General features: G+C 47.8%; 16 protein-coding genes. 9 read left to right on the forward strand and 7 right to left on the reverse strand.

Going from position 1 to position 20764, the window contains the following annotated elements:
• Positions 1–452: 452 nt before the first annotated feature.
• Positions 453–1157: an alpha/beta fold hydrolase gene (locus tag J3B89_RS00005; RefSeq protein ID WP_215395483.1), complete on the forward strand. Its 705-nt coding sequence runs from the start codon at positions 453–455 to the stop codon at positions 1155–1157.
• Between the two features lie 72 nt (positions 1158–1229).
• Here the strand turns inward: J3B89_RS00005 and yjjG are convergent, their stop codons facing one another.
• The 3 genes from yjjG to J3B89_RS00020 all read right to left on the reverse strand — a co-directional run bounded on the left by yjjG (position 1230) and on the right by J3B89_RS00020 (position 4058).
• Positions 1230–1904 (reverse strand): pyrimidine 5'-nucleotidase, encoded by a 675-nt coding sequence (yjjG, locus tag J3B89_RS00010; protein ID WP_215395484.1) that lies wholly within the window; start codon positions 1902–1904, stop codon positions 1230–1232.
• A gap of 268 nt (positions 1905–2172) precedes the next feature.
• A complete protein-coding gene (locus J3B89_RS00015; protein WP_215395485.1) occupies positions 2173–3096 on the reverse strand; it encodes a Gfo/Idh/MocA family protein in 924 nt (307 codons plus the stop codon).
• Positions 3097–3188: 92 nt separating this feature from the next.
• Entirely contained in the window at positions 3189–4058 is an 870-nt protein-coding gene (locus J3B89_RS00020; RefSeq protein WP_251372128.1) for an MBL fold metallo-hydrolase, read from the reverse strand.
• 114 nt (positions 4059–4172) lie between these two features.
• Here J3B89_RS00020 and J3B89_RS00025 point away from each other — a divergent pair, with 114 nt between their 5' ends.
• The 7 genes from J3B89_RS00025 (at position 4173) to J3B89_RS00055 (ending at position 11819) form a co-directional block, all read left to right on the forward strand.
• Positions 4173–4922, forward strand: a complete 750-nt coding sequence (locus J3B89_RS00025) for a sulfite exporter TauE/SafE family protein (protein ID WP_215395486.1) — start codon at positions 4173–4175, stop codon at positions 4920–4922.
• 22 nt (positions 4923–4944) lie between these two features.
• Positions 4945–5346 carry a rhodanese-like domain-containing protein gene (locus J3B89_RS00030; RefSeq protein WP_215395487.1) on the forward strand — a complete coding sequence of 134 codons (402 nt, stop codon included), beginning with the start codon at positions 4945–4947 and terminating at the stop codon, positions 5344–5346.
• Positions 5347–5358: 12 nt separating this feature from the next.
• On the forward strand, positions 5359–5763 hold the full coding sequence (locus J3B89_RS00035) for a YeeE/YedE family protein (protein ID WP_215395488.1): 405 nt from the start codon (positions 5359–5361) through the stop codon (positions 5761–5763).
• Between the two features lie 10 nt (positions 5764–5773).
• On the forward strand, positions 5774–6181 hold the full coding sequence (locus J3B89_RS00040) for a DUF6691 family protein (RefSeq protein WP_215395489.1): 408 nt from the start codon (positions 5774–5776) through the stop codon (positions 6179–6181).
• Positions 6182–6289: 108 nt separating this feature from the next.
• The gene (locus tag J3B89_RS00045; RefSeq protein WP_215395490.1) at positions 6290–7507 is read left to right on the forward strand and encodes a methyl-accepting chemotaxis protein; all 1218 of its coding nucleotides are present in this window, start codon (positions 6290–6292) and stop codon (positions 7505–7507) included.
• A gap of 119 nt (positions 7508–7626) precedes the next feature.
• Entirely contained in the window at positions 7627–8703 is a 1077-nt protein-coding gene (locus J3B89_RS00050; RefSeq protein WP_215395491.1) for an efflux RND transporter periplasmic adaptor subunit, read from the forward strand.
• Positions 8700–11819, forward strand: coding sequence for an efflux RND transporter permease subunit (locus J3B89_RS00055; protein WP_215395492.1), 3120 nt, complete (start codon positions 8700–8702; stop codon positions 11817–11819). The genes J3B89_RS00050 and J3B89_RS00055 overlap by 4 nt, the downstream gene beginning before the upstream one ends.
• 47 nt (positions 11820–11866) lie before the next feature.
• Here the strand turns inward: J3B89_RS00055 and J3B89_RS00060 are convergent, their stop codons facing one another.
• From J3B89_RS00060 to tyrS, 3 genes are all read right to left on the reverse strand, one after another.
• On the reverse strand, positions 11867–14299 hold the full coding sequence (locus J3B89_RS00060) for a sensor domain-containing protein (protein ID WP_215395493.1): 2433 nt from the start codon (positions 14297–14299) through the stop codon (positions 11867–11869).
• Positions 14300–14547: 248 nt separating this feature from the next.
• Positions 14548–16707 carry a TonB-dependent siderophore receptor gene (locus J3B89_RS00065; RefSeq protein WP_215395494.1) on the reverse strand — a complete coding sequence of 720 codons (2160 nt, stop codon included), beginning with the start codon at positions 16705–16707 and terminating at the stop codon, positions 14548–14550.
• 148 nt (positions 16708–16855) lie between these two features.
• Positions 16856–18058: a tyrosine--tRNA ligase gene (gene tyrS / locus J3B89_RS00070; RefSeq protein ID WP_215395495.1), complete on the reverse strand. Its 1203-nt coding sequence runs from the start codon at positions 18056–18058 to the stop codon at positions 16856–16858.
• Positions 18059–18206: 148 nt separating this feature from the next.
• Here tyrS and J3B89_RS00075 point away from each other — a divergent pair, with 148 nt between their 5' ends.
• Positions 18207–19553: a peptidoglycan DD-metalloendopeptidase family protein gene (locus tag J3B89_RS00075; RefSeq protein WP_215395496.1), complete on the forward strand. Its 1347-nt coding sequence runs from the start codon at positions 18207–18209 to the stop codon at positions 19551–19553.
• Between the two features lie 62 nt (positions 19554–19615).
• Here J3B89_RS00075 and J3B89_RS00080 read toward each other — a convergent pair whose 3' ends face one another.
• Positions 19616–20746, reverse strand: coding sequence for a sodium ion-translocating decarboxylase subunit beta (locus J3B89_RS00080; protein ID WP_215395497.1), 1131 nt, complete (start codon positions 20744–20746; stop codon positions 19616–19618).
• Positions 20747–20764: the final 18 nt, after the last annotated feature.

Consider the following 20764-nt stretch of genomic DNA (forward strand, 5'->3'; position numbering starts at 1 on the left):
TTGGGAACATTCCCGGAGTAAGTGTGGCTCAATAACAGGTAGTGGCTGAGAGCTCCGCGCAGCGGCTTAGTTCAACATTTTATTTTTGAGCATGCTCGTTTTCTAAATTCCTATAGAGGAAACACACCATAATAGCCAATTGAAAAATAACTATAAATACTTGACCTTGGTTATCGCGTTCCCAGAAAAACGAGCATGCGTTATATTTCGGAGGCTGTGCGTTATATTTCTATGCCTCACTTTCATAAGTACCTAATTTATAGCATGTAAATAAAAACAGCAATTAGCTTATGCGCAATGTTAACAGGATATTTAACCGCCAATCGCTGGGAAAGCCAATAACACTGTATGCATTGACAAGTTTTGTACTCCTATCCTGCTGCACTAAAGTGCTATGGTGCATTTTTCACCAACTGCTTAGCTTAGGTTGCAACCCAACAGGAGCTAATACCATGTATAACTATAAAAAATATCTGCTTACCAGCCTTTTTACCGTTTTTACCAGTTGCAGCCTGATGCTGCAGGCGGCTTGTGTTGATGCCGTGGTGCTGGTGCACGGCAATACTGCCACACCGGCAAGCTGGGATAACACCTATAACTACTTACTGACTAAAGGCTACAGCAGCAGCGATATTTACCGGCCGGACTGGGGTTCAAAAAGTTGCGCCGCCTGCAATGACCACAGCGGCAGTGAAGAAACACCGGTACGTAATGCATTGCAACAAGCTTTAGCCAACTCCTGCACCGGCAAGATAGATGTTATCGGCCATTCGATGGGCGCTACACTGGCTGCACAGCAAATAGACAAACTGGCGATAGCGTCACAGGTAAACAGTTTTGTTGGTATTGCCGGTGCGTTTCGCGGCTTATTAAGTTGTGGTGTTTATCCGTACAATGTGTGGAACTCAACCTGCGGCAGTGCGGGTTTGTCGGTGTCGAGCCCGTTTCTGGATGGCTTGTACGGCACACGCTTTGGCCAGAAAGTGTATTCGATCAAAAGCTACAGCGATCAGGTGGTATGTGCCACCGGCAGTTGCCTGATATACGGTATTCACAGCAGCAGTATCTGGGGTGAAAATGCCAGCTATAACTACCTGCTGGGCCATTTTGCTCTGCAAACCGACACCGCTGCACAGCAATATCAGCTGATTAAATAAGCCAAACCGCTAAGGCTGCACCGTTGCAGCCTTAGCGGATAAACAACGGTTTTGTGTTTGCCGTTACCGGCTTTAGCCCAGCAGCCATTGCTGCAACTGCGCCAACGAGCTTACTTCTTTATGCGGCGTTACTCCTTCGGGCCGCTCGGCGCTATGGCGGTTTAACCAGCAGGTGTCGATACCGGCATTAATACCGCCTTGTATATCTGCATGCGGGTTATCACCTACCATTAAAATATGCTGCTTTGGTGGGTGGCCCATTAAAGCAAAAGCATGGTTAAAAATATCAATATGGGGTTTGGCTACACCAACCTGCTCGGAAATAACCAGCGGTGAAAACACATCAGCAAAACTGGTGCGCTCAAGCCTTACCTGCTGTAACTCAGTAAAGCCATTGGTAATAATACCCATGTTTACCCGGCCTTTAAGCGAAGTAATAAGCTCTGCCGCACCTGGCAGCGGCGTGCAAATATCTGCCATCGCCTGCATAAAGGCCGTGTTTAATGCAGCGGCAGTTTGACCGAGCTTTTCAGCCCAGGGCGTAAAACGGTTTACCTGCAGTTCACGCGCGCTAATTTCGCCCTGCTGGTATTGCTGCCACAGCGGCAGGTTAATGGATTGGTAATACTGGTATTCGTCTGCGTTAAACTGATACTGCTGGCGGGAAAACATTAACTGCAACCCTTTGAAGGCATCAAAATGAAACAAGGTTTCATCGGCATCAAATAAAATCCACTGGTAACGCACTGGTGCCCCCTTAGCAAAAAAATAACGCCATAGTTTACCAGCTTTAGCGCTGGCTATACATGCTTTGGCTAATGGCGCGGCAGTTGTTACACCGGTTATAAACACTTACATTTTGTCGCTGGGCAGGCCGTGCTAACAAGGTTATTCTTGCGCTGTATCAAAGTACGCAACGCAGCAGTCAGATAGTATGCCGGTTGCATGGTACCTTTAGTTGTATTCGACCGGCCGGAACTCCCAACCTTCCGGCTGGTCTTTTTTGCTTTTATACTTAGCCAGCCAGTTGCTGCACAACGTATTCACAAAGCTGGTGGCTGCTAAATACCCGCCGGTTTTCTGTACTGTTAGTGCCGCCTTTTTGCAGTTGCTGCATAAATGCCTCCAACATACTGACAAAGCCACGCTTATATAAAGTACTGTGCCAGTCGTGCTGCACCAGTTGCTGTAACTGATTTGCGCCAGCACTGTGCCCCTGCGCCAGGTTGTCAATTTGCCAGTGCTGGTTGTGGCTGTAGTATTCCAGCCGTTCCATATTAATACCGGCCAGCCGGTTCATCGACACCGCTACGGTAGTTTTACCCAGTTGCCAGTTTACCTGTACGGCACCAAGCAGTTTGCTGTCAGCCTGTTGGCTATCAAACTGTCCGTACACTACAGGGGTAAAGTTACCTTTGTTATGTAACACCGTGGCATAGTGGGCAAAATCGAGCAGATGAATAAAATCATCATAAACAAAAGTACGTACATCTGCCGGTAAATTGTAGCGGTGTTTCTGGTAATGCAGCTGTACAGGTACGGCAGCCAAAGGTGCCTGATACAAGGGCACATAACGGCGGTTAAAACCGACAAACAATAACAGCTTACGCCGCTCGGCCAGCGCCAGCAATTGCTCACATTCGGCCAGGTTGTAACTGAGCGGTTTATCAATAAATACCGCAATACCGGCGTTAAGCAGGGTTGTTGCAATGTTAAAATGGCTGTCGGTGCTGCTGTGGATCATAACAGCGTCAGGTTTGGCAGCAATTAACTGCGTAAGCTCTGTGTAGCCTTCTTTAATACGGTACTGCTGCATAAGCTGTTGCAACACTGCCGCCTGCCGGGTGCACAGCAGTGGTGTAATGCCCGGCATAGCCGCTATTAAGGGTAAATAGGCTTTTTGCGCGATATCGCCAAGCCCCAGCAACGCTATTCTCATACCGTAACCTTGTGTGTTTTGTCTGGCGCAAGGTTACGCTAAAGCAGTAAGCCGGAGCAAGTAAAGTACAAGCCCCGGCCACTATTGTGTTATCACTGCTTTAGTGGAATTTTTATATAGCTCACACCGTTGTGTTCCGCTTTAGGCAACTGGCCACCACGGATATTTACCTGTACAGCAGGATAAATCAGCCTTGGCACAGCAAGCGTTTTATCGCGAGCTTCGCGCTTTTGCACAAACTCGTGCTCTGGCGTACCGGCTTTAATATGAATATTCTGCGCTTTTTGCTCAGCCACACTGGTTTGGTATTGTAGCTCGCGGCCATTGGGCTGATAGTCGTGGCACATAAAAATATTGGTATCGTCAGGCAGCTGATAAATGCGCTGGATAGAACGATATAAAATATGCGCGTCCCCTCCCGGGAAATCACAACGGGCAGTACCCGAATCCGGCATAAACAACGAATCACCCACAAATAAATTACCGGCAATCAAATAACTAACGCTGTCGTTGGTATGGCCAGGGGTATTAATAACCTGTGCGGTTACACTGCCAATGTTAAAGCACTCATTATCAGCAAATAATTTGTCAAAATAGTCTCCTTTAGCCAGCAATTCGTCATCATTAAGGTTAAATACCAGTTTAAAGGTTTGCTGTACTTTACGAATACCCTCGCCTATTGCTACCGGTGCACCGGTTTTAACCTGCAGATAATGCGCTGCCGACAGATGATCGGCATGGGCGTGCGTTTCTAAAATCCACTCCACCTTCAGGTTCTTGGCAGTAATATAGGCCAGCATATTGTCAGCATCTGTCGTGCTGACAGCGCCGGCTGCGGCATCGTAGTTCAGCACCGGGTCAATAATGGCAGCAGCCTTAGTGCTGTTATCTGTAACTACATAGCTAAAGGTTGAACTGTCTTTATCAAAAAACATTTCAATATGCACGTTATTAGCAGCCATACACACCTCGTAAATTAGAAAACTCTAAATTTAATTGCAGCGTAGCGAAAACCGTTCTAGAATGCAATTCATGTTATAAGCATATTCCAATATGTTATATAGGACAAACACATTATGCTGGCCCTACTTGGTGCAATAGTGATTGGTTTAAGTCTGGGACTATTTGGTTCCGGCGGCTCTATACTGACTGTGCCGGTATTGCTTTACCTGCTGCATATGCCGCCTCAGCTGGCTATAGCTTCGTCGCTGCTGATTGTAGCGGGGATCAGCTTATTTGGCTCAGTGCGTAATGGTTTGCAACAGCTTATTAGCTGGCGCCATGTTATGTGGTTTGGTATTCCGGGTATGGCTGGTACTTATGGCGGTGCCTGGTTGGGTACTTTAGTTGATGCCCGCTGGCAGTTGCTGGTATTCGCTCTTTTAATGCTACTGGCTGCAGTAATGATGTGGCGTAACAACACCGGCAGTTCTGGTAATGGCAAAGCGTTTAAACCGGTAAAAATTGTTATCGATGGCTTAATTGTGGGGGCCATAACCGGTTTTGTTGGTGTAGGCGGCGGCTTTTTAATCGTACCGGCGCTAGTGCTGTTGGGCGGTTTAGCCATGCCGGTTGGTGTTGCTACCAGCCTGGTTATTATTGCCATGAAATCCTTTGTCGGTTTTGCTAAATACTATTGGGTGATGGCTGCAGACGGTGCCGTATTTGACTGGAATATTATCGGCCTGATGATTATTGCCGGAATTGCCGGTAGCTATGCCGGCTCTGCTGTGGGCAAACGCTTGCCAAAACAACAGCTACAACGCGCCTTTGCAGTGTTTTTAGTAATTATGGCGCTAATAGTAATCTATCAATCAGTCATTTAATTTCAGCGAACAGGAGCATCAGATGAAAACGTCACAGCAGTTAATTGCCGAAGCTAAAGCGGGCATTAACGAAGTCAGCATTACTGATCTTAGCAGCGCACTTAAAGCCGATAACGAAACCGTACTGATAGATGTACGCGAACCGGCCGAATTCGCGCAGCAACACATTACTGGTGCGGTGAATTACCCGCGCGGTGTGCTGGAAATGAACATTCATAACCACCCCAAAGTAGCCGCCACCGGTTGCGAACCCCACATTGCGCTGCAACAGCTGGCGCAATATCCGGTGTATTTGATCTGCCGCTCCGGTGGCCGTTCAGCACTGGCAGCCGAAGCACTGCAGCGAATGGGGTTTAGCCAAATTTATTCTGTTGCCGGTGGTATGCAAGCCTGGCTTGATGCCGGTCTGGCAGTTAAGCAATAACAGGAGAGCCTGATGGAAAACTTTACTCCGGTTGAGGCATTGATTGGCGGTGCCCTGATAGGCCTTGGCGCGTTGATCTTATTTGTATTTTATGGCCGTATCGCCGGTATTTCCGGCATTGCCGGTTCAGCTTTATTTGTCCGCGAAGGGCGCAGTTGGCGGCTGGCATTTGTAGCCGGTATTGTTGCCGGCCCAATATTAGTTGACGCAATATTAACTGATTTTAGCTATGCCACCCCACAGCTGAGCTGGCAGGTTATTGCTGCCGGTTTATTAGTAGGTGTTGGCACCGGCTGGGGCAGCGGCTGCACTTCTGGCCATGGTATTTGTGGCATCAGCCGCTTATCGCCACGCTCTGTTACTGCCACCGTGCTGTTTATGTTAAGCGGCATGCTGGTTGCCACCCTGTTGCATTAAGGAAACTATCATGCCCGTTATTATCGCTTTTATTGCCGGGTTGCTGATGTCAGCCGGTATTGCTTATTCACAGATGATAGACCCAAACAAAGTACTGGGCTTTTTAACACTGAATACCAACTGGGATCCGAGTTTGCTATTGGTAATGGCCGCTGCACTGGTTGTGTACAGCAGCGGTTACTGGCTGTTTATCAGCAAAGGCAAACCCGTGTTTGCTGAAAACTTTAGCTTGCCTGGTAAAAAAGCGCTGGACAAACCGCTGCTCATTGGAGCTTTACTGTTTGGTGCAGGCTGGGGCTTGGTGGGGTATTGCCCCGGCCCGGCTTTAGCGGCTGTCAGCTCTGGCAGCCATGGCACTCTGGCTTTTATTGCAGCTATGGTTGCAGGTTGGTTTGTTAGCCGCAAACTGGCTATATAACAGGAGTTTGTGCCAGATCAACAGCAAATGCACAGCAATAGTCGCAGCCGGTAAAAGGCTATGTTATGCTAATTTCTATTAATATATTCTGGCAGGACTTGCGACCTTATGGCTGGTTTTACCTCTGTTTACCTGTTTATTGAACGCACTTTCTTTGGCACATTAAGCCGTAAAATTGTTGGTAATATCAGCTTTTTAGCGCTGTTCTTCCTGCTGGCTCTGTATCTGGCATACCCGGCTTCCGGCGCTGACAGCCGCTGGTGGCTGCTACTGGTGCTTGGCGTATCCGCTTTTGTGTTTACTATCGGCTATATGCACTATCTGATTGTACGGCCGGTTAAAGCCCTGGTGTCGGCGCTGCACGACACCAACCGTAAAGGTACCGATCTTAATCACCGCCTGCCCGCTTTTACTTACGATGAATTTCGTACCCTGTCGGAAGAATATAACCAGTTTGTCAGCCAGTTAGGTGTACTGCTGGGTGACATTCATCAGCAGGCCGGCGAAACCCATTTAGTTAACGAGCAGGTATCCGGTGCGGTAAGAAGCACCCGCAGCCATCTGCAGGATACCGAAAAGCGTAGTGGCCAAATTCGCCGTGAAAGTGATCAGGTACTGCAATACTTATCCGATATCGTGCAACATGGCGATCAGGTAGGCCAGGTGTCTGGTGTTGCCGTAGATAAAGCCAGAGTAGCCAGCAACCAGATGCAACAACTTACCGGCCAGCTATCAGGCATTGTTAAACTGCTTAATAGCTTTGGCAGTACCATCAACGGCCTGCACAAAAACTCAGAAAATGTGCGGCAAATTCTGGTGATGGTAGAAAATTTTTCCGATCAAACCAACCTGCTGGCACTTAATGCCGCAATTGAAGCCGCCCGTGCCGGTGATGCCGGCCGCGGTTTTGCTGTGGTAGCAGATGAAGTGCGTACGCTGGCTGCTAAAGTAAATGACGCCACCAAGCAAATTTCCGGCTTTTTAAATGAAATGGAACAACTGGTTGGCGAAACCCGCACTGAATCGCAAAGCCTTAACCAGCAGGCACAGCAAGCGCAGCAGCAAATTGACAGCACCAGTGCTGAATTCAGCCAGTTACAACAAGAACTGCAACACGCTAAAAGCGGTATTCAAAACATTAATAACACTGTACTGGAGCTGGAGCAACGCTACCAGCAAACCCATCAGCATCTGTCCGCGATTGAACAAGTAACCAGTGATGCCTACAACCAGATGGCCTCTATTGATCAGGCTGCAAAAGATCTGTTGTCCGGCACCGCCCGTACTCAGCAGCAACTGGGGCGTTTTGCCCGCAACCAGCAGTAAAAACGTTAATCCGGCTATATTTGCTTACAGTTACTTACTTGCTGGTGTTTATAGCTGCCAGTATATTGCCCTGTAACGCTATACTGCACTGAGTTTATTGCTGCCGCCAAGGATTTTTCATGTTTAAAAAGCTTTCTTTCTCCCCTGTTGTTATTGCTGTGTTATTAAGCCTGGCGCTTATTTTCTGGCTGTTTAGCGGCGACAATTACAGCGCTAAAGCAGATGCACCTGCAGCACAGCAACTGCCGGTTGTTGAGTTGGCACAGGTAGAAACACGCTGGTCAGATGCACAACCCTATCAGGCAAAACAAATTGCCCAGGGGCAGGTATTGCCCTGGCGCGCGGTAAGCATTAAATCGCAACAGGCCGGCACAGTTGAAGCCTTACTAAAACAGCAAGGCGATACGGTTAAACAAGGTGACAAATTACTGCGCCTGTCAGACGAAGGCCGCACCGCCTTACTGGCACAGGCACAGGCTAATCTGAAGCTGCGCAAAAGCGAGCTGGAAAGTGCCCGCACACTGGGAAAATCAAAGTTTTTGTCAGCAACTGAGCTAACCAGGCTGGAAAGCGAAATGGCTAAAGCAGAAGCTGAGTTGCAAACCGCCCGGCTTGCAGTAACACAAACAGAGCCGGTAGCGCCGTTTAATGGTGTGGTAGACCGCCGCCATATTGAAGTAGGTGATTTAATTCAAACCGGCACCGAGCTAATGCAACTGGTACAAATTGACCAGCTTAAAGTCACTGCGCAAATTCCGCAGCAACATATTTCGGCACTGAAGCTGGGCCAGAATGTTACTTTACACTTACTTGAAGGCCGTGAGCTAAACGGCGAGCTTAGTTTTATCAGCTACGCTGCCGATACAGCCACCCGCAGTTTTTATATCGAAGTGACGGTAGCCAACCCCGACCAGCTGCGCATTGCCGGAGGCAGTGCCACAGTTGAAGTACAACTTGAACCCGTACAGGCGCACAGGCTCTCCCCTGCGCTGCTGAGCTTAGATACCAGTGGCCACCTTGGTGTGTCAGTGGTAGACGAACAGCAACAGGTAGTGTTTTATCCGGTAGCAATATTAAGTGCCGATAACGACGGAGCCTGGGTGAGTGGCTTGCCGCAGCGGGCACAAATTATTACCCAGGGCGCTGGCTTTGTTCGCGCTGGCGATAAAGTTCTGGTTGCCGGAGCCAAGCCATGAACAGCATTATTCAGGCGGCAATTCAGCGCAGCCGCGCCAGTTTAATGTTACTGCTATTTTTGTTTATTGCCGGTATTACCGCTTATCAGTCCATTCCCAAAGAAGCCAACCCGGATGTGGCTATCCCGATGATGTACGTGTCGATGTCGCTTGACGGCATCAGCCCGGAAGATGGTGAGCGCCTGCTGGTACGGCCAATGGAGCATGAACTGCGCTCATTAGAAGGCATTAAAAAAATGACGTCTACTTCCAGTGAAGGCCATGCCTCAGTGATGCTGGAATTTGACGCCGGTTTTAATGCTGACAAAGCACTGGCCGATGTACGGGTTAAAGTAGATGCTGCCCGGGCTAAACTGCCAAGCGAAGCTGACGAGCCTACGGTAAATGAAATTAACGTTGGCTTGTTTCCGGTATTGTCAGTAGGTTTATCTGGCCCTGTATCAGAGAACCAGCTGGTATTTATTGCCCGCCAGTTACAGGAAAATATTGAAGCTATTCCCGAGGTGCTGGAAGTCGATATCGGCGGCGACCGCGAAGATTTACTGGAAATAGTGGTAGACCCACAGGTATTGGAAGGCTACGGCCTGGATTATCAGCAGCTGTTTACACTGGTTTCAAACAATAACCGCCTGGTTGCTGCCGGTAGCCTGGACACCGGTGCCGGCCGTATGGCGATGAAAGTGCCGGGCGTTATTGAAAATTTAGACGATGTATTGTCGATGCCAATTAAGGTAGACGGCGATACCGTGATCACTTTTGGCGATGTGGCAACCATTAGCCGCAGCTTTAAAGATCCACTCGGTTTTGCCCGTATTAATGGCCAGCCGGCAGTAGTGCTGGAAGTGAAAAAACGTAGCGGCGCCAATATTATTTCCACCATAGAGCAAACCAAGCTACTGATTGAACAAGCCAGTGCAGCCTTTCCTGATGGTATGCAGATTAACTATATTATGGATCAGTCTACCGAAGTGAAAAACATGCTGTCAGATTTGCTGAACAACGTGTTAACCGCTGTGGTGCTGGTGCTGATCCTGATTGTGGCCACTATGGGTGTACGTTCGGCAGTATTAGTGGGTATTACCATTCCGGGAGCATTTTTTGCCGGTATTCTGCTGATTTACGCGCTGGGCTATACCATGAACATTATCGTATTGTTCGCGCTGATTTTAGTAGCCGGTATGTTAGTAGACGGCGCTATTGTGGTCAGCGAGCTGGCCGATCGTAACCTGAGCGAAGGACAAAAGCCGAAACAAGCCTGGGCCAATGCTGCCGGGCGCATGGCCTGGCCTATTATCGCCTCCACCGCTACTACAGTAGTGGTATTTATGCCGCTGCTATTCTGGCCAGGTGTGGTAGGCCAGTTTATGAAGTACCTGCCTGCCACTGTTATTTTGTGTTTGCTGGCATCGCTGTTTATGGCGCTGATATTCTTACCGGTAATGGGCGGGCTGAGTAAAGCCCAGCCGCCGGCACACGACGTAGAACAAAGCCGCGCAGGTAAGGCCTATCGCGGCTTGCTGGCCCGCTTGTTACGCCGCCCGGGCTTGACCTTTGCCGGTATGCTCGGTGCTATGGTGCTGATCTTTTTTGCTTACGGCAAATATAACCATGGCCTGGAGTTTTTCCCGTCAGTAGAGCCTGAATCAGCCCAGGTGTGGGTACGCGCCCGCGGTGATATGTCTATTTATGAAAAAGATATTTTGTTACAAAAGGTAGAGCAACGCCTGCTGGGGTTATCAGAAGTAAAAGCACTTTATGCCCGCTCGCTGGCAGCCAGCAGCGGTGAGCTGGCACCCGACGTAGTAGGTACCCTGCAGTTTCAGTTTATTGACTGGTACGAGCGACGCCGGGCGGCATATATACTTAATGAAATGCGTGAGCTTACCAAAGATATTCCCGGTATTATTCTGGAGTTTCGTCAGCAACAGGAAGGCCCGGCCGCAGGTAAGCCAATAGAGCTGCAGATAAGTGCAATGGAAGCAGAAGCGACTGAACAGGCGGTAACGCAAATTATTAGTCAGATGCAGCAAATGGGTGGTTTTGTTGATATTGAAGATGACAGAAGCTTACCCGGTATAGAGTGGCGCATAGAAGTAGATCGTGCTGCCGCAGCCCGTTTTGGTGCCGATGTGCTAACAGTTGGTAATGCCGTGCAGATGATCAGTAATGGCTTGCTACTGGCAAAGTTTCGTCCGGAGTATGCCAGCGACGAAGTTGATATTCGGGTGCGCTTTCCACAAAACTGGCGTTCTTTAGATCAATTGGGCCGGTTAACCATTCAAACGCAACGTGGTCAGGTACCACTGAGCAATTTTGTTAAACTGGTACCGGCGCCTAAAACCAGTATTATCAAGCGCATTGACGGCAACCGGGCTATAACGATAAAAAGTGATTTAGCACCGGGCTATCAGGTAAGCGAGCGCTTACAGGCGTTGCTGAAAAGCGATATTCAGCTCCCCGACAACGTGCATATTAAAACAGCCGGTGAAAGTGCCGATCAGCAAGAAGCCATGACCTTTTTAATGGGGGCTTTTGCTACCGCTATCTTCCTGATGCTAATGATTTTACTGGTGCAATTTAACAGCTGGTACCAAAGCCTGCTGATTTTATCTGCCATTATCTTTTCCACCGCTGGTGTCTTGCTTGGTTTGCTGGTTAACGGCCAGAGCTTTGGCATAGTTATGGTGGGAATGGGCATTATTGGCCTGGCAGGTATAGTGGTAAACAACAATATCGTGTTAATTGATACGTACAATCAGCTGCGTGACAGCGGCTTATCGGCATTTGAAGCCGCACTGGAAACAGGTTGCCTGCGCTTAAGGCCGGTGTTACTGACGTCAATTACAACAGTACTGGGACTAATGCCAATGGTTCTGGCGGTGAATGTTAACCTGCTGGAGCCCAGCCTTGGGTTTGGCGCGCCGTCAACCCAGTGGTGGACACAATTGTCCAGTGCTATTGCCGGCGGTTTAACCTTTGCCACCCTGCTAACCTTGTTTTTAACTCCATGTATGCTGGTGTTGGGTGAAAAACTGCGGCCACGCCAAACCGAACAACATGCAGAACCAATAAGTAGCAGTGACGATATTGCGCTGTTGCTGAAAAAACGTGCCTGACACCCGCTATGCCACCGCAGCTATAATTAAATGCTGCGGCGGCTTTGCTATACCGCACAGAGTTGTTGTTCAATATCACTAAAGCTGGTTGGCCTGGCATAAAGGTAGCCCTGGCCAAACTCGCAGCCCAGCTCTGCCAGTAAGTCCTGCTGTTCTGCAGTTTCAATGCCCTCGGCTATTACAGCAACATCTATTGCCTGCGCCATCGCCAACATTGCTTTAACCAGACTCAGGTTATTGCCATTGTCCAGCGCCTGCACAAAGGTTTTATCGATCTTAATAAAATCAATCGGTAAAGATGTAAGATACGATAATGAAGAATAGCCGGTACCAAAATCATCAATCGCCACTTTAATACCTGCACTGCGAAATGCCGTCAGGTTTTCCAAAATAGCCGGAGAGTTGTCCATCGCTACCCCTTCGGTAATTTCAAGTTGCAGACACTCAGCCGGTAACTCCATCAGCTGCAGCTTATTAATTACATACTGGTTTAGCGCCGGATCAGAAAAATGTTTAGCCGTAATATTTACCGCAACAGGCGGTGGCTGCAAACCAGCCTGGCGCCATAGTTTTATTTGCTGCAATGCTCTTTTAATTACCCAGCAATCAAGCTTTTTACCCAGATTTACCGCTTCTGCCACTGCCACAAAAATGTCCGGCGCCACAAAACCCAACTCAGCATCGTGCCAGCGTACTAAGGCTTCATAGCCCACCAGCTGTTTGCTTACCAAATGGTACTTGGGCTGCAGCACTACACTGAGTAAATCCTGCTCCAGCGCCAAACGTAAGCCTTGCTCTATTTCCAGTTGCCGGGTCAGTGCGTTATGAATATCTTCATGGTACAAACGTAACGGCTGAGCCTGCTGTTTAGCTGCAAACATTGCAGACTCAGCCTGGCGGATCAGCACGTTTAAATCAGTGTCATCATCCGGGTAGTTGCTAATACCAATACAAACCGAAGGAGAAATTTTCTGATTAGCCAGCCAATATGGCTCTGTACATTGTTCAACCAAATATTGAGCAAAAGACAATAAACTGCTGCGATCTTCAACCGGCATCAACAAAATATAATCGTCGGCGCCGGGGCGGCAGGCAAAAGCCCCTTCCGGCAGCACATTCTGTAACCGGTGTGCGGCTTCTATCAACATTAAATCGCCAAAATCATGACCATATTTCTCGTTGATAAGACGAAAACGGTGACAGTCAATAAACAAAACCGCATAAGCCTGGGTTTTGTCCTGCCGCCGGTTGAACTGCTCCAGCAAACCATCCCGGTTTAATAACCCCGTTAACGCATCAAAGTTGGTAAGAAACTTCGCATGATTTTTTGCTTTTATCTGCTCGGTAATATCAATGCCCACGCCCTGGATCTCATCAACCGAATCGGCTTTACCGCTTAATGTACTAAATGTCCAGTCTACCCAGTGCACACTGTTGTCAGGCCCCAGCATACGCACCAATAACGAAATGGTTTGCGCCTGCTCAGCCTGGCGCAGCTGGTCCAGTAGTGACTCAACATTATAACGTTCGTCTGCATGGATAAATTCAAAGATAGAAATGCCCAACACCTGAAACAGTGGTTGATTAAGTTGACGGCAGAATGCGTTGTTGACAAAGGTAAGCCGCGAATTTTTGCTTAAACGGCAAATAAACTCCTTTTGGTTTTCGACTATGTCACGATAACGCTGCTCAGCAGAGATCAAGCGCTGCAGTACAGCCTTAAACTCAGATAAATCATGGCATACGCCAACAAACAGGCGGCCATGCTCAGTATGTGACTCGCCCACCGATAAATGCATAGGAAACACTGAACCATCTTTACGCTGCGCCTGCACATCACGGCCAATACCAATAATTTTGGCCTTACCACCGCCTTTATAATTTTGCAGATAACTATCATGCTGACGACTGTGCGCCGATGTCATCAGCATGCTGACATTCTGGCCAATCACCTCATGTTTCTTATAGCCAAATAGCAGCTCAGCGCCACGGTTAAAACTTTGCACTATGCCCCATTCATCAATAGAAATAATGCCATCTACGGCTGCTTCAAGCAGCGCATCCTGCATAGAGCGTAAACTAAGATGCGCTTTAACACTGGCCTCGTATGCTGTTAAATCATGGCAAATACCAACAAAATAGCGTTTAACCCCGGCTTTGGCTTCACCAACAGAAAGGTGCATAGGAAAAATGCTATTGTCTTTACGTTTACCCCGGACATTGCGGCCAGAGCCAATAATTTTGGCTCTCATACCCCGCGTAACGTAATTTGCCAGATAGCCGTCATGCTCACTATGAAATGGCTCTGGCATTAACATACGGACATTCTGACCAACACATTCGGCAGAAGTATAACCGAACAATTTTTCTGCCGATGGCGAGAAAAAACAAATTAAACCTTTTTGATCAATAACAATAATGGCATCAACGGCACAGTGCACTATGGCATCCTGCAGCTGACTAAGCTCAAAAGTATCCATACCCGGCGTAACCTTGTTGTTAAAAGCTAATCATACAAACTACTAATCTACATTGTGGTTTGTTGACAAGTATTACAACTTTAGAAGTGAAGTGAGCGTTTTTCCACTATAGAAAATAATAAGATTGCAACAGCAGGACGAGGCAAGGTTAATACCGGCAAGATTTACCAGCAGATGTAGCAGTAACAGCAAGTCACTATTAAATAAGCGTTACGGATTGCCCATACGGGCAATCCGTATGCTGTCTTTTAAAACGAGTAATTAAAGCTTACTGCAACGTTACGCGGGGTACCATAGCGATACTGTGTATAAGCATCGCCCCAGGCCGTCATATAGTTGTAGTACTTTTTATCAAACAGGTTGGCAACGTTAAGCTGCAGGTTCATATTGTCGGCAATATCATAGCGCGCCATCAGGTTTGTTAACGAGTAAGCCGGCTGCGTTAGCTGCACACCACCGCCTGCGGCAGAGGTTTCACTTTGCCAGTTAATACCACCACCAATGGTCAGCTCTGGCAGTAAATCAACAAACTGATAAGTGGTAAACAACTTAAACTGCTTACGCGGGCTATCGGTACTGACTTTCGCACCGTAAGCATCTTCAGCTTTAAACTGTGAGTAACCGGCGCTGATATTCCAGCCTTCCAACGGCTTGCCTACCACTTCAAGTTCAAAGCCTTTGCTTTCTGTACCATCAGCACCATAGTAAGCCGTTTGTTGCTCTGCATTTGGCACAAAATCCGGGTCTACTACTGCCAGATTGTCCTGATTAATCTGAAATACCGCTACTGTGGTATGCAACAAATCGTTTAAGAAGGTGCTTTTCAGGCCGATCTCGTAGCTTTTGCCTTCAACCGGATCAAGTAAACTGTTGTTGGCATCCCTTCTGTCCTGCGCTTTAAAAATTTCGGTATAGCTGGCATATAAACGATGTTGCTCAGTCAGGTCATATAAAGCACCAATGTAAGGTACAAATACACTATTGTTACCATAATCTTCCACCGCACCATACCAGAGCCCTTCACGGTCCCAACTGGAGATACGGCCACCGACAATAAACTTCAACTCATCAGTAACAGACAAACGGGTAGCCGCATAAACACCTTCCTGTTTAATACTAACGTCTTCAGCTCTTACCGGGTTAGCTTCCCATTCTGGCTCAGCCAGGCCAGTCCACTGATAAAAATTACCTACATCAACCCGATCATAACCACCGCTCATATCACCGCCGATAGGAGTATACGAGTCAGTTGCAATATCCTGTTTGCTGGAAATAGCACCGATAACAAACTCATGCTGCTGGTTAAATAGCTGATAGTCACCTTTAAGCTGGATATCAAAGCTGTCCTGCTGTGTTTCACCATAGGCACGATAACGCTGGGCATTAAGCCCTTCACCGGTTTCTTTATCTATTGCGCCATAGAAATACAACAATTTAGAGTCTTTCTCGTATTCCATACGGTTATAGTTGGCAACTAACTGCCAGCCATTGCTAAAAGCATGGTTCAGGTTAACAAAGTAGTTGGTATTGGTTGTTTCCCAGCGGGTCCAGTCGGTACCGGTCGTTTTCGACACATCCCAGTCGGTAAAAGTGCCGTCTGTAAATACTGCCGGTAACGCGCCCCAGGTTGCGGCTTTAGGATCACGGTTCTGATAGCTTGCACCAACCCTGAACAACGTTGCTGCAGACAAATCCGCTTCCAATACACCATACAAAACATCACTGCGCTCTTCATACTGATCCCAGTACGAATCGGTATTCAGATATTTACCTACTATGCGTCCGCGTATAGTGCCACTGCTATTCAGCCCACCGGCAACATCAGCAGTAACCTGTTTTTTATTCCAACTGCCAGCAGAGACATTAACATAACCGGTCAGATCTGTGCTGTTAGCATGTTTTCTTACCAGATTAATAGAAGCTGACGGATCGCCGGCACCTGTCAACAAACCTGTGGCGCCACGCACAAATTCTACCCGCTCGTAAATAGCAACATCTGCTACTGTTTCACCGGAATCTCCGGCTAAACTCCAGGCAATAGGTACGCCGTCAATCTGGTAATTACTGACTTCAAAACCGCGTGACTTAAAAGAGCTGCGCACATTGTCCAGCTCGGTAGATGAGACACCAACAGCATTTTTTACTGTTTCCAGTACTGTATTAATGTTCTGATCACGCATTCGCTGTTCAGTAATAATACTGACCGATTGCGGTGTTTCACGCAGTGTCAGGCCAAGCCCGGTTGCCGTGTCCACAACTTCATTTACGGTGTAAGAACCTTTAACTTCAAGCCTTTCTACTGCTTTACTGCTTTGTTCTTCAGCAACAACATCAGCAGATGACATAGTCACGATTGCCAGCGATACCGCGGTGGCAACCGGCAACAAACGGAATTGAATAGTAGACATGGAAACAAACCTTTGACTGCATGAGGAAGTTGCATTTTATTTTAAATAACAACGATTATCAATAAGGTTTGCATTATTGATTCAATAGCAGGCTAAGGCATAATATTAAGCTCCGCTGACATTTGGGCCATCGGAGCTTATTTTCTAGCTACATCAATGTAATACGGGCGAACTTGCGTTTTCCTACCTGATAAATCTCTGTGCTGCCTTTTGCCACTTCCAGTTTGGCATCTTCAATCCGGGTTTCACCGTTTAGTTTTACCGCACCTTGCTTAATCATACGGATGGCCTCTGAAGTGCTGTCAACCAAACCGGCTTCTTTAAGCAGGTTGGCAACCGGCATAGAACCGGCATCACAGCTTACCGTAACGTCAGGAATATCTTCCGGCAAAGCGTTTTTACTGAAGCGTTGGGTAAAGTCCTGATGTGCCGCTTCTGCGGCTGCTTCATCGTGAAAGCGGGCAATAATTTCTTTTGCCAGCATAATTTTTATGTCGCGCGGGTTAGCACCATCGGCAACCTGCTGCTTTAACGCTTTAATTTGTTCAACAGGCTTAAAGCTGAGTAAATCGTAGTAGCGCCACATCAGCTCATCTGAAACAGACATAATTTTGCCGAACATATCATTCGGGGCATCGGTAATACCAACATAGTTGCCCAAAGACTTTGACATTTTCTGCACGCCGTCCAGGCCTTCCAGTAGCGGCACCATCATCACGGTTTGCGGGCGCTGACCTTCATCTTTTTGCAGTTCACGGCCCATCAACAGGTTAAAGCGCTGATCAGTGCCACCCATTTCAACATCGGCTTGTAACGCTACAGAATCCCAGCCTTGTACCAACGGGTATAAAAACTCGTGAATAGCGATTGACTGATTATTAGCAAAGCGTTTTTTAAAATCGTCACGTTCCAGCATACGCGCTACCGTTTGGCGCGATGCCAGTTTAATCATACCGGCAGCACCCAGCTCGCCCATCCATTCTGAGTTAAATGCCACCCGGGTTTTTGCCGGATCGAGTATTTTAAACACCTGTTCTTTATAGGTTTCGGCATTGGCCAGCACGTCTTCACGGCTTAGTGGCTTGCGGGTAACGTTTTTACCGCTCGGATCGCCAATCATGCCGGTGAAATCACCGATCAGAAAAATCACCTCGTGGCCTAATTGCTGAAAAGCCCGCAATTTGTTGATCAAAACGGTATGACCAAGGTGTAAATCTGGTGCAGTTGGATCAAAGCCCGCCTTTATTTTTAACGGCTTGCCTTCTTTTAACTTGGCAATTAGCTCTTCTTCCAGCAGAATTTCTTCGCAGCCGCGTTTTAATTCAGCTAAAGCCAGCTCCCAGTCCGCCATTTTAGTCTCCTGATTTTTAACCTGATTGCGCAAAGAAACCGCATTCTATAGCATGTTCAGGCTCGGGGAAACGCACAAAAGTCTGGTGTCAGGCAAAAAAACGGTATATGCTCGGTTTTTGTGCATTTCCTGAGCCAAGACTAGCATTATGCGCCAATTAGTAACCAAAATACCCAAACAACACCGCGTCTTAATTGTCGCCACTTCGGTGTTCTTATCTATTGTTTTATTATTACCATCAGAACAGGCCTCTGCCTCTAAAGGCAGTAAAAGCGACAGCCTGGAAATAGGCAAACGCTATAGCCTGGATATTCCACAAAGCGCAGAAGATTTAGCCCTTGAGCAAGCTATTTCTGAATTACCTGCTCTGCCGGAAGAAGACTTGTCGTTAAACTGGTCTGTGTTGCAGGTGCAAAAAGGCGATGCGCTATCGGCCCTGTTTAAAAAAGCCAATGTTAGCCAGCAGGTTATGCTGGAGGTACTGGCATTAGGTAATAGTGTTAAAACACTAACCAGACTGTTTCCGGGCGAACAACTTGAATTTGGTTTAAACGAAACGGGTGAGTTACAGGAACTACGCTATGCACTGAACCACTTAACCACGTTACGTGTAAGCCGCAATACTGAAGGCAACTTTGTTGCCGAAGAGCTGAAAAAAGAAGTTGAGCTGCGTAGCCAGTTTGCCAGTGCAGAAATTCGCAGTAATTTCTGGAGCGCCGGCATAGAAGCCGGTTTAAGTGAAGCGCAAATTATGAGCCTGGCCGGTATTTTCGGCTGGGATATCGACTTTGGTTTAGATATCCGCAGTGGCGACAGCTTCAGCGTATTATACGAAACCCAATATGTTGATGGTGAGTTTATCAGCAACGGTAATATTGTTGCTGCTCAGTTCCAGAACCAGGGGCATGTGTATCAGGCCGTGCGTCATACCGACGGCAATTACTACAAACCCGATGGTGCCAGTATGCGCCAGGCATTTTTGCGCGCACCGGTTAGCTTTCAGTATGTCAGCTCAAACTTTAACCCGCGCCGGTTACACCCGGTACTGGGCACAGTGCGCGCCCACAATGGTGTAGATTATGTTGCTCCGGTAGGCACGCCGATTATGGCGGCAGGTGACGGCCGTGTTATTGCGTCTACCTACAACAACGTTAATGGCCACTATGTATTTATTCAGCATGCCAATAATATTGTGACAAAGTACCTGCATCTGTCGCGCCGCGATGTTAAACAAGGCGACAGAGTACGTCAGGGCCAGGCTATTGGCCGTTTAGGCGCAACAGGCCGGGTTACCGGCGCCCACTTACACTATGAGTTTGTGATTGATGGCGTGCACCGTAATCCAAGAACCGTTAAGTTACCGCAAGCGACACCGTTGCAAGGCAAAGAAAAACAGTTATTCAGCCAACATGCACAGCAGATCATTGCCCAACTGGCGACTAAAGAGCGGGTACTGCTGGCAAAAACCGCTACAGATGCAACCGCAGCTCCTTAACATACTTACAGCCATTAAAAAAGCCCGGTCAAATGACCGGGCTTTTTGTATCTGTCTAACTTTTAACCCACCAGAGCCAGCAAAATACCGGCAGCAACGGCAGAGCCTATTACACCAGCTACATTAGGCCCCATGGCATGCATCAGCAAGAAGTTATGCGGGTTTGCTTCCAGCCCTACCTTGTTTACCACCCGCGCAGCCATTGGCACGGCAGATACCCCGGCTGCACCAATTAACGGGTTAATTGGCTGTTTGGAGAACTTAGCCATAATCTTCGCCATAATAACCCCGGAAGCGGTACCTATAGCAAAAGCAACCGCGCCCAGCACCAAAATGCCCAGTGTTTGCAGTGTTAAAAACTTATCCGCACTAAGCCTGGAGCCTACAGCAAGGCCCAGGAAAATGGTAACAATATTAATCAGCTCGTTTTGGGCAGTTTTGCTTAAGCGGTCTACCACTCCTGATTCACGCATCAGGTTACCCAGACAAAACATGCCAATCAGTGGCGCTGCACTTGGCAGTAATAAAATAGTAAGCAGTAATACCGCCAACGGAAAAATAATTTTTTCTTTCTTACTGACAGTACGCAGTTGCACCATTTGAATATTACGCTCGGCTTTAGTGGTTAAAGCACGCATAATCGGCGGCTGGATAATCGGCACCAGTGCCATATAAGAATATGCAGCTACGGCAATGGCTCCGAGTAAATCAGGTGCCAGCCGGGAGGCAAGGAAAATTGCGGTAGGGCCGTCTGCCCCACCAATAATGGCAATGGCTGAGGCTTCTTTAAGCGTAAAACTTAAACCCGGAACTGCATTTAATGCAATAGCGCCTAGCAGGGTAGCAAAAATACCAAACTGCGCAGCTGCACCTAATAACAGCATTCTGGGGTTGGCAATTAAGGCACCAAAATCAGTTAATGCCCCAACCCCCATAAAAATCAGCAACGGGAAAATACCGGTGCTGATGCCAACATCGTAAATCATATACAACAAGCCACCCGGATCGCCCATACCCGCCAGCGGAATGTTGGTTAATATAGCGCCAAAACCAATAGGCAGTAATAACAGCGGCTCAAAACCACGGGCAATGGCCAGATAAAGCAGGATAAATCCAACCAGCATCATCACTACCTGGCCAGCGGTAAAATGCACCAAACCGGTTGAAGCAATTAAGGTTGCAACAGCGTCCATGAAAATTCCTCAGTTCAG

This window comes from Rheinheimera oceanensis (assembly GCF_018831085.1).
Lineage (GTDB): Bacteria > Pseudomonadota > Gammaproteobacteria > Enterobacterales > Alteromonadaceae > Alishewanella > Alishewanella oceanensis.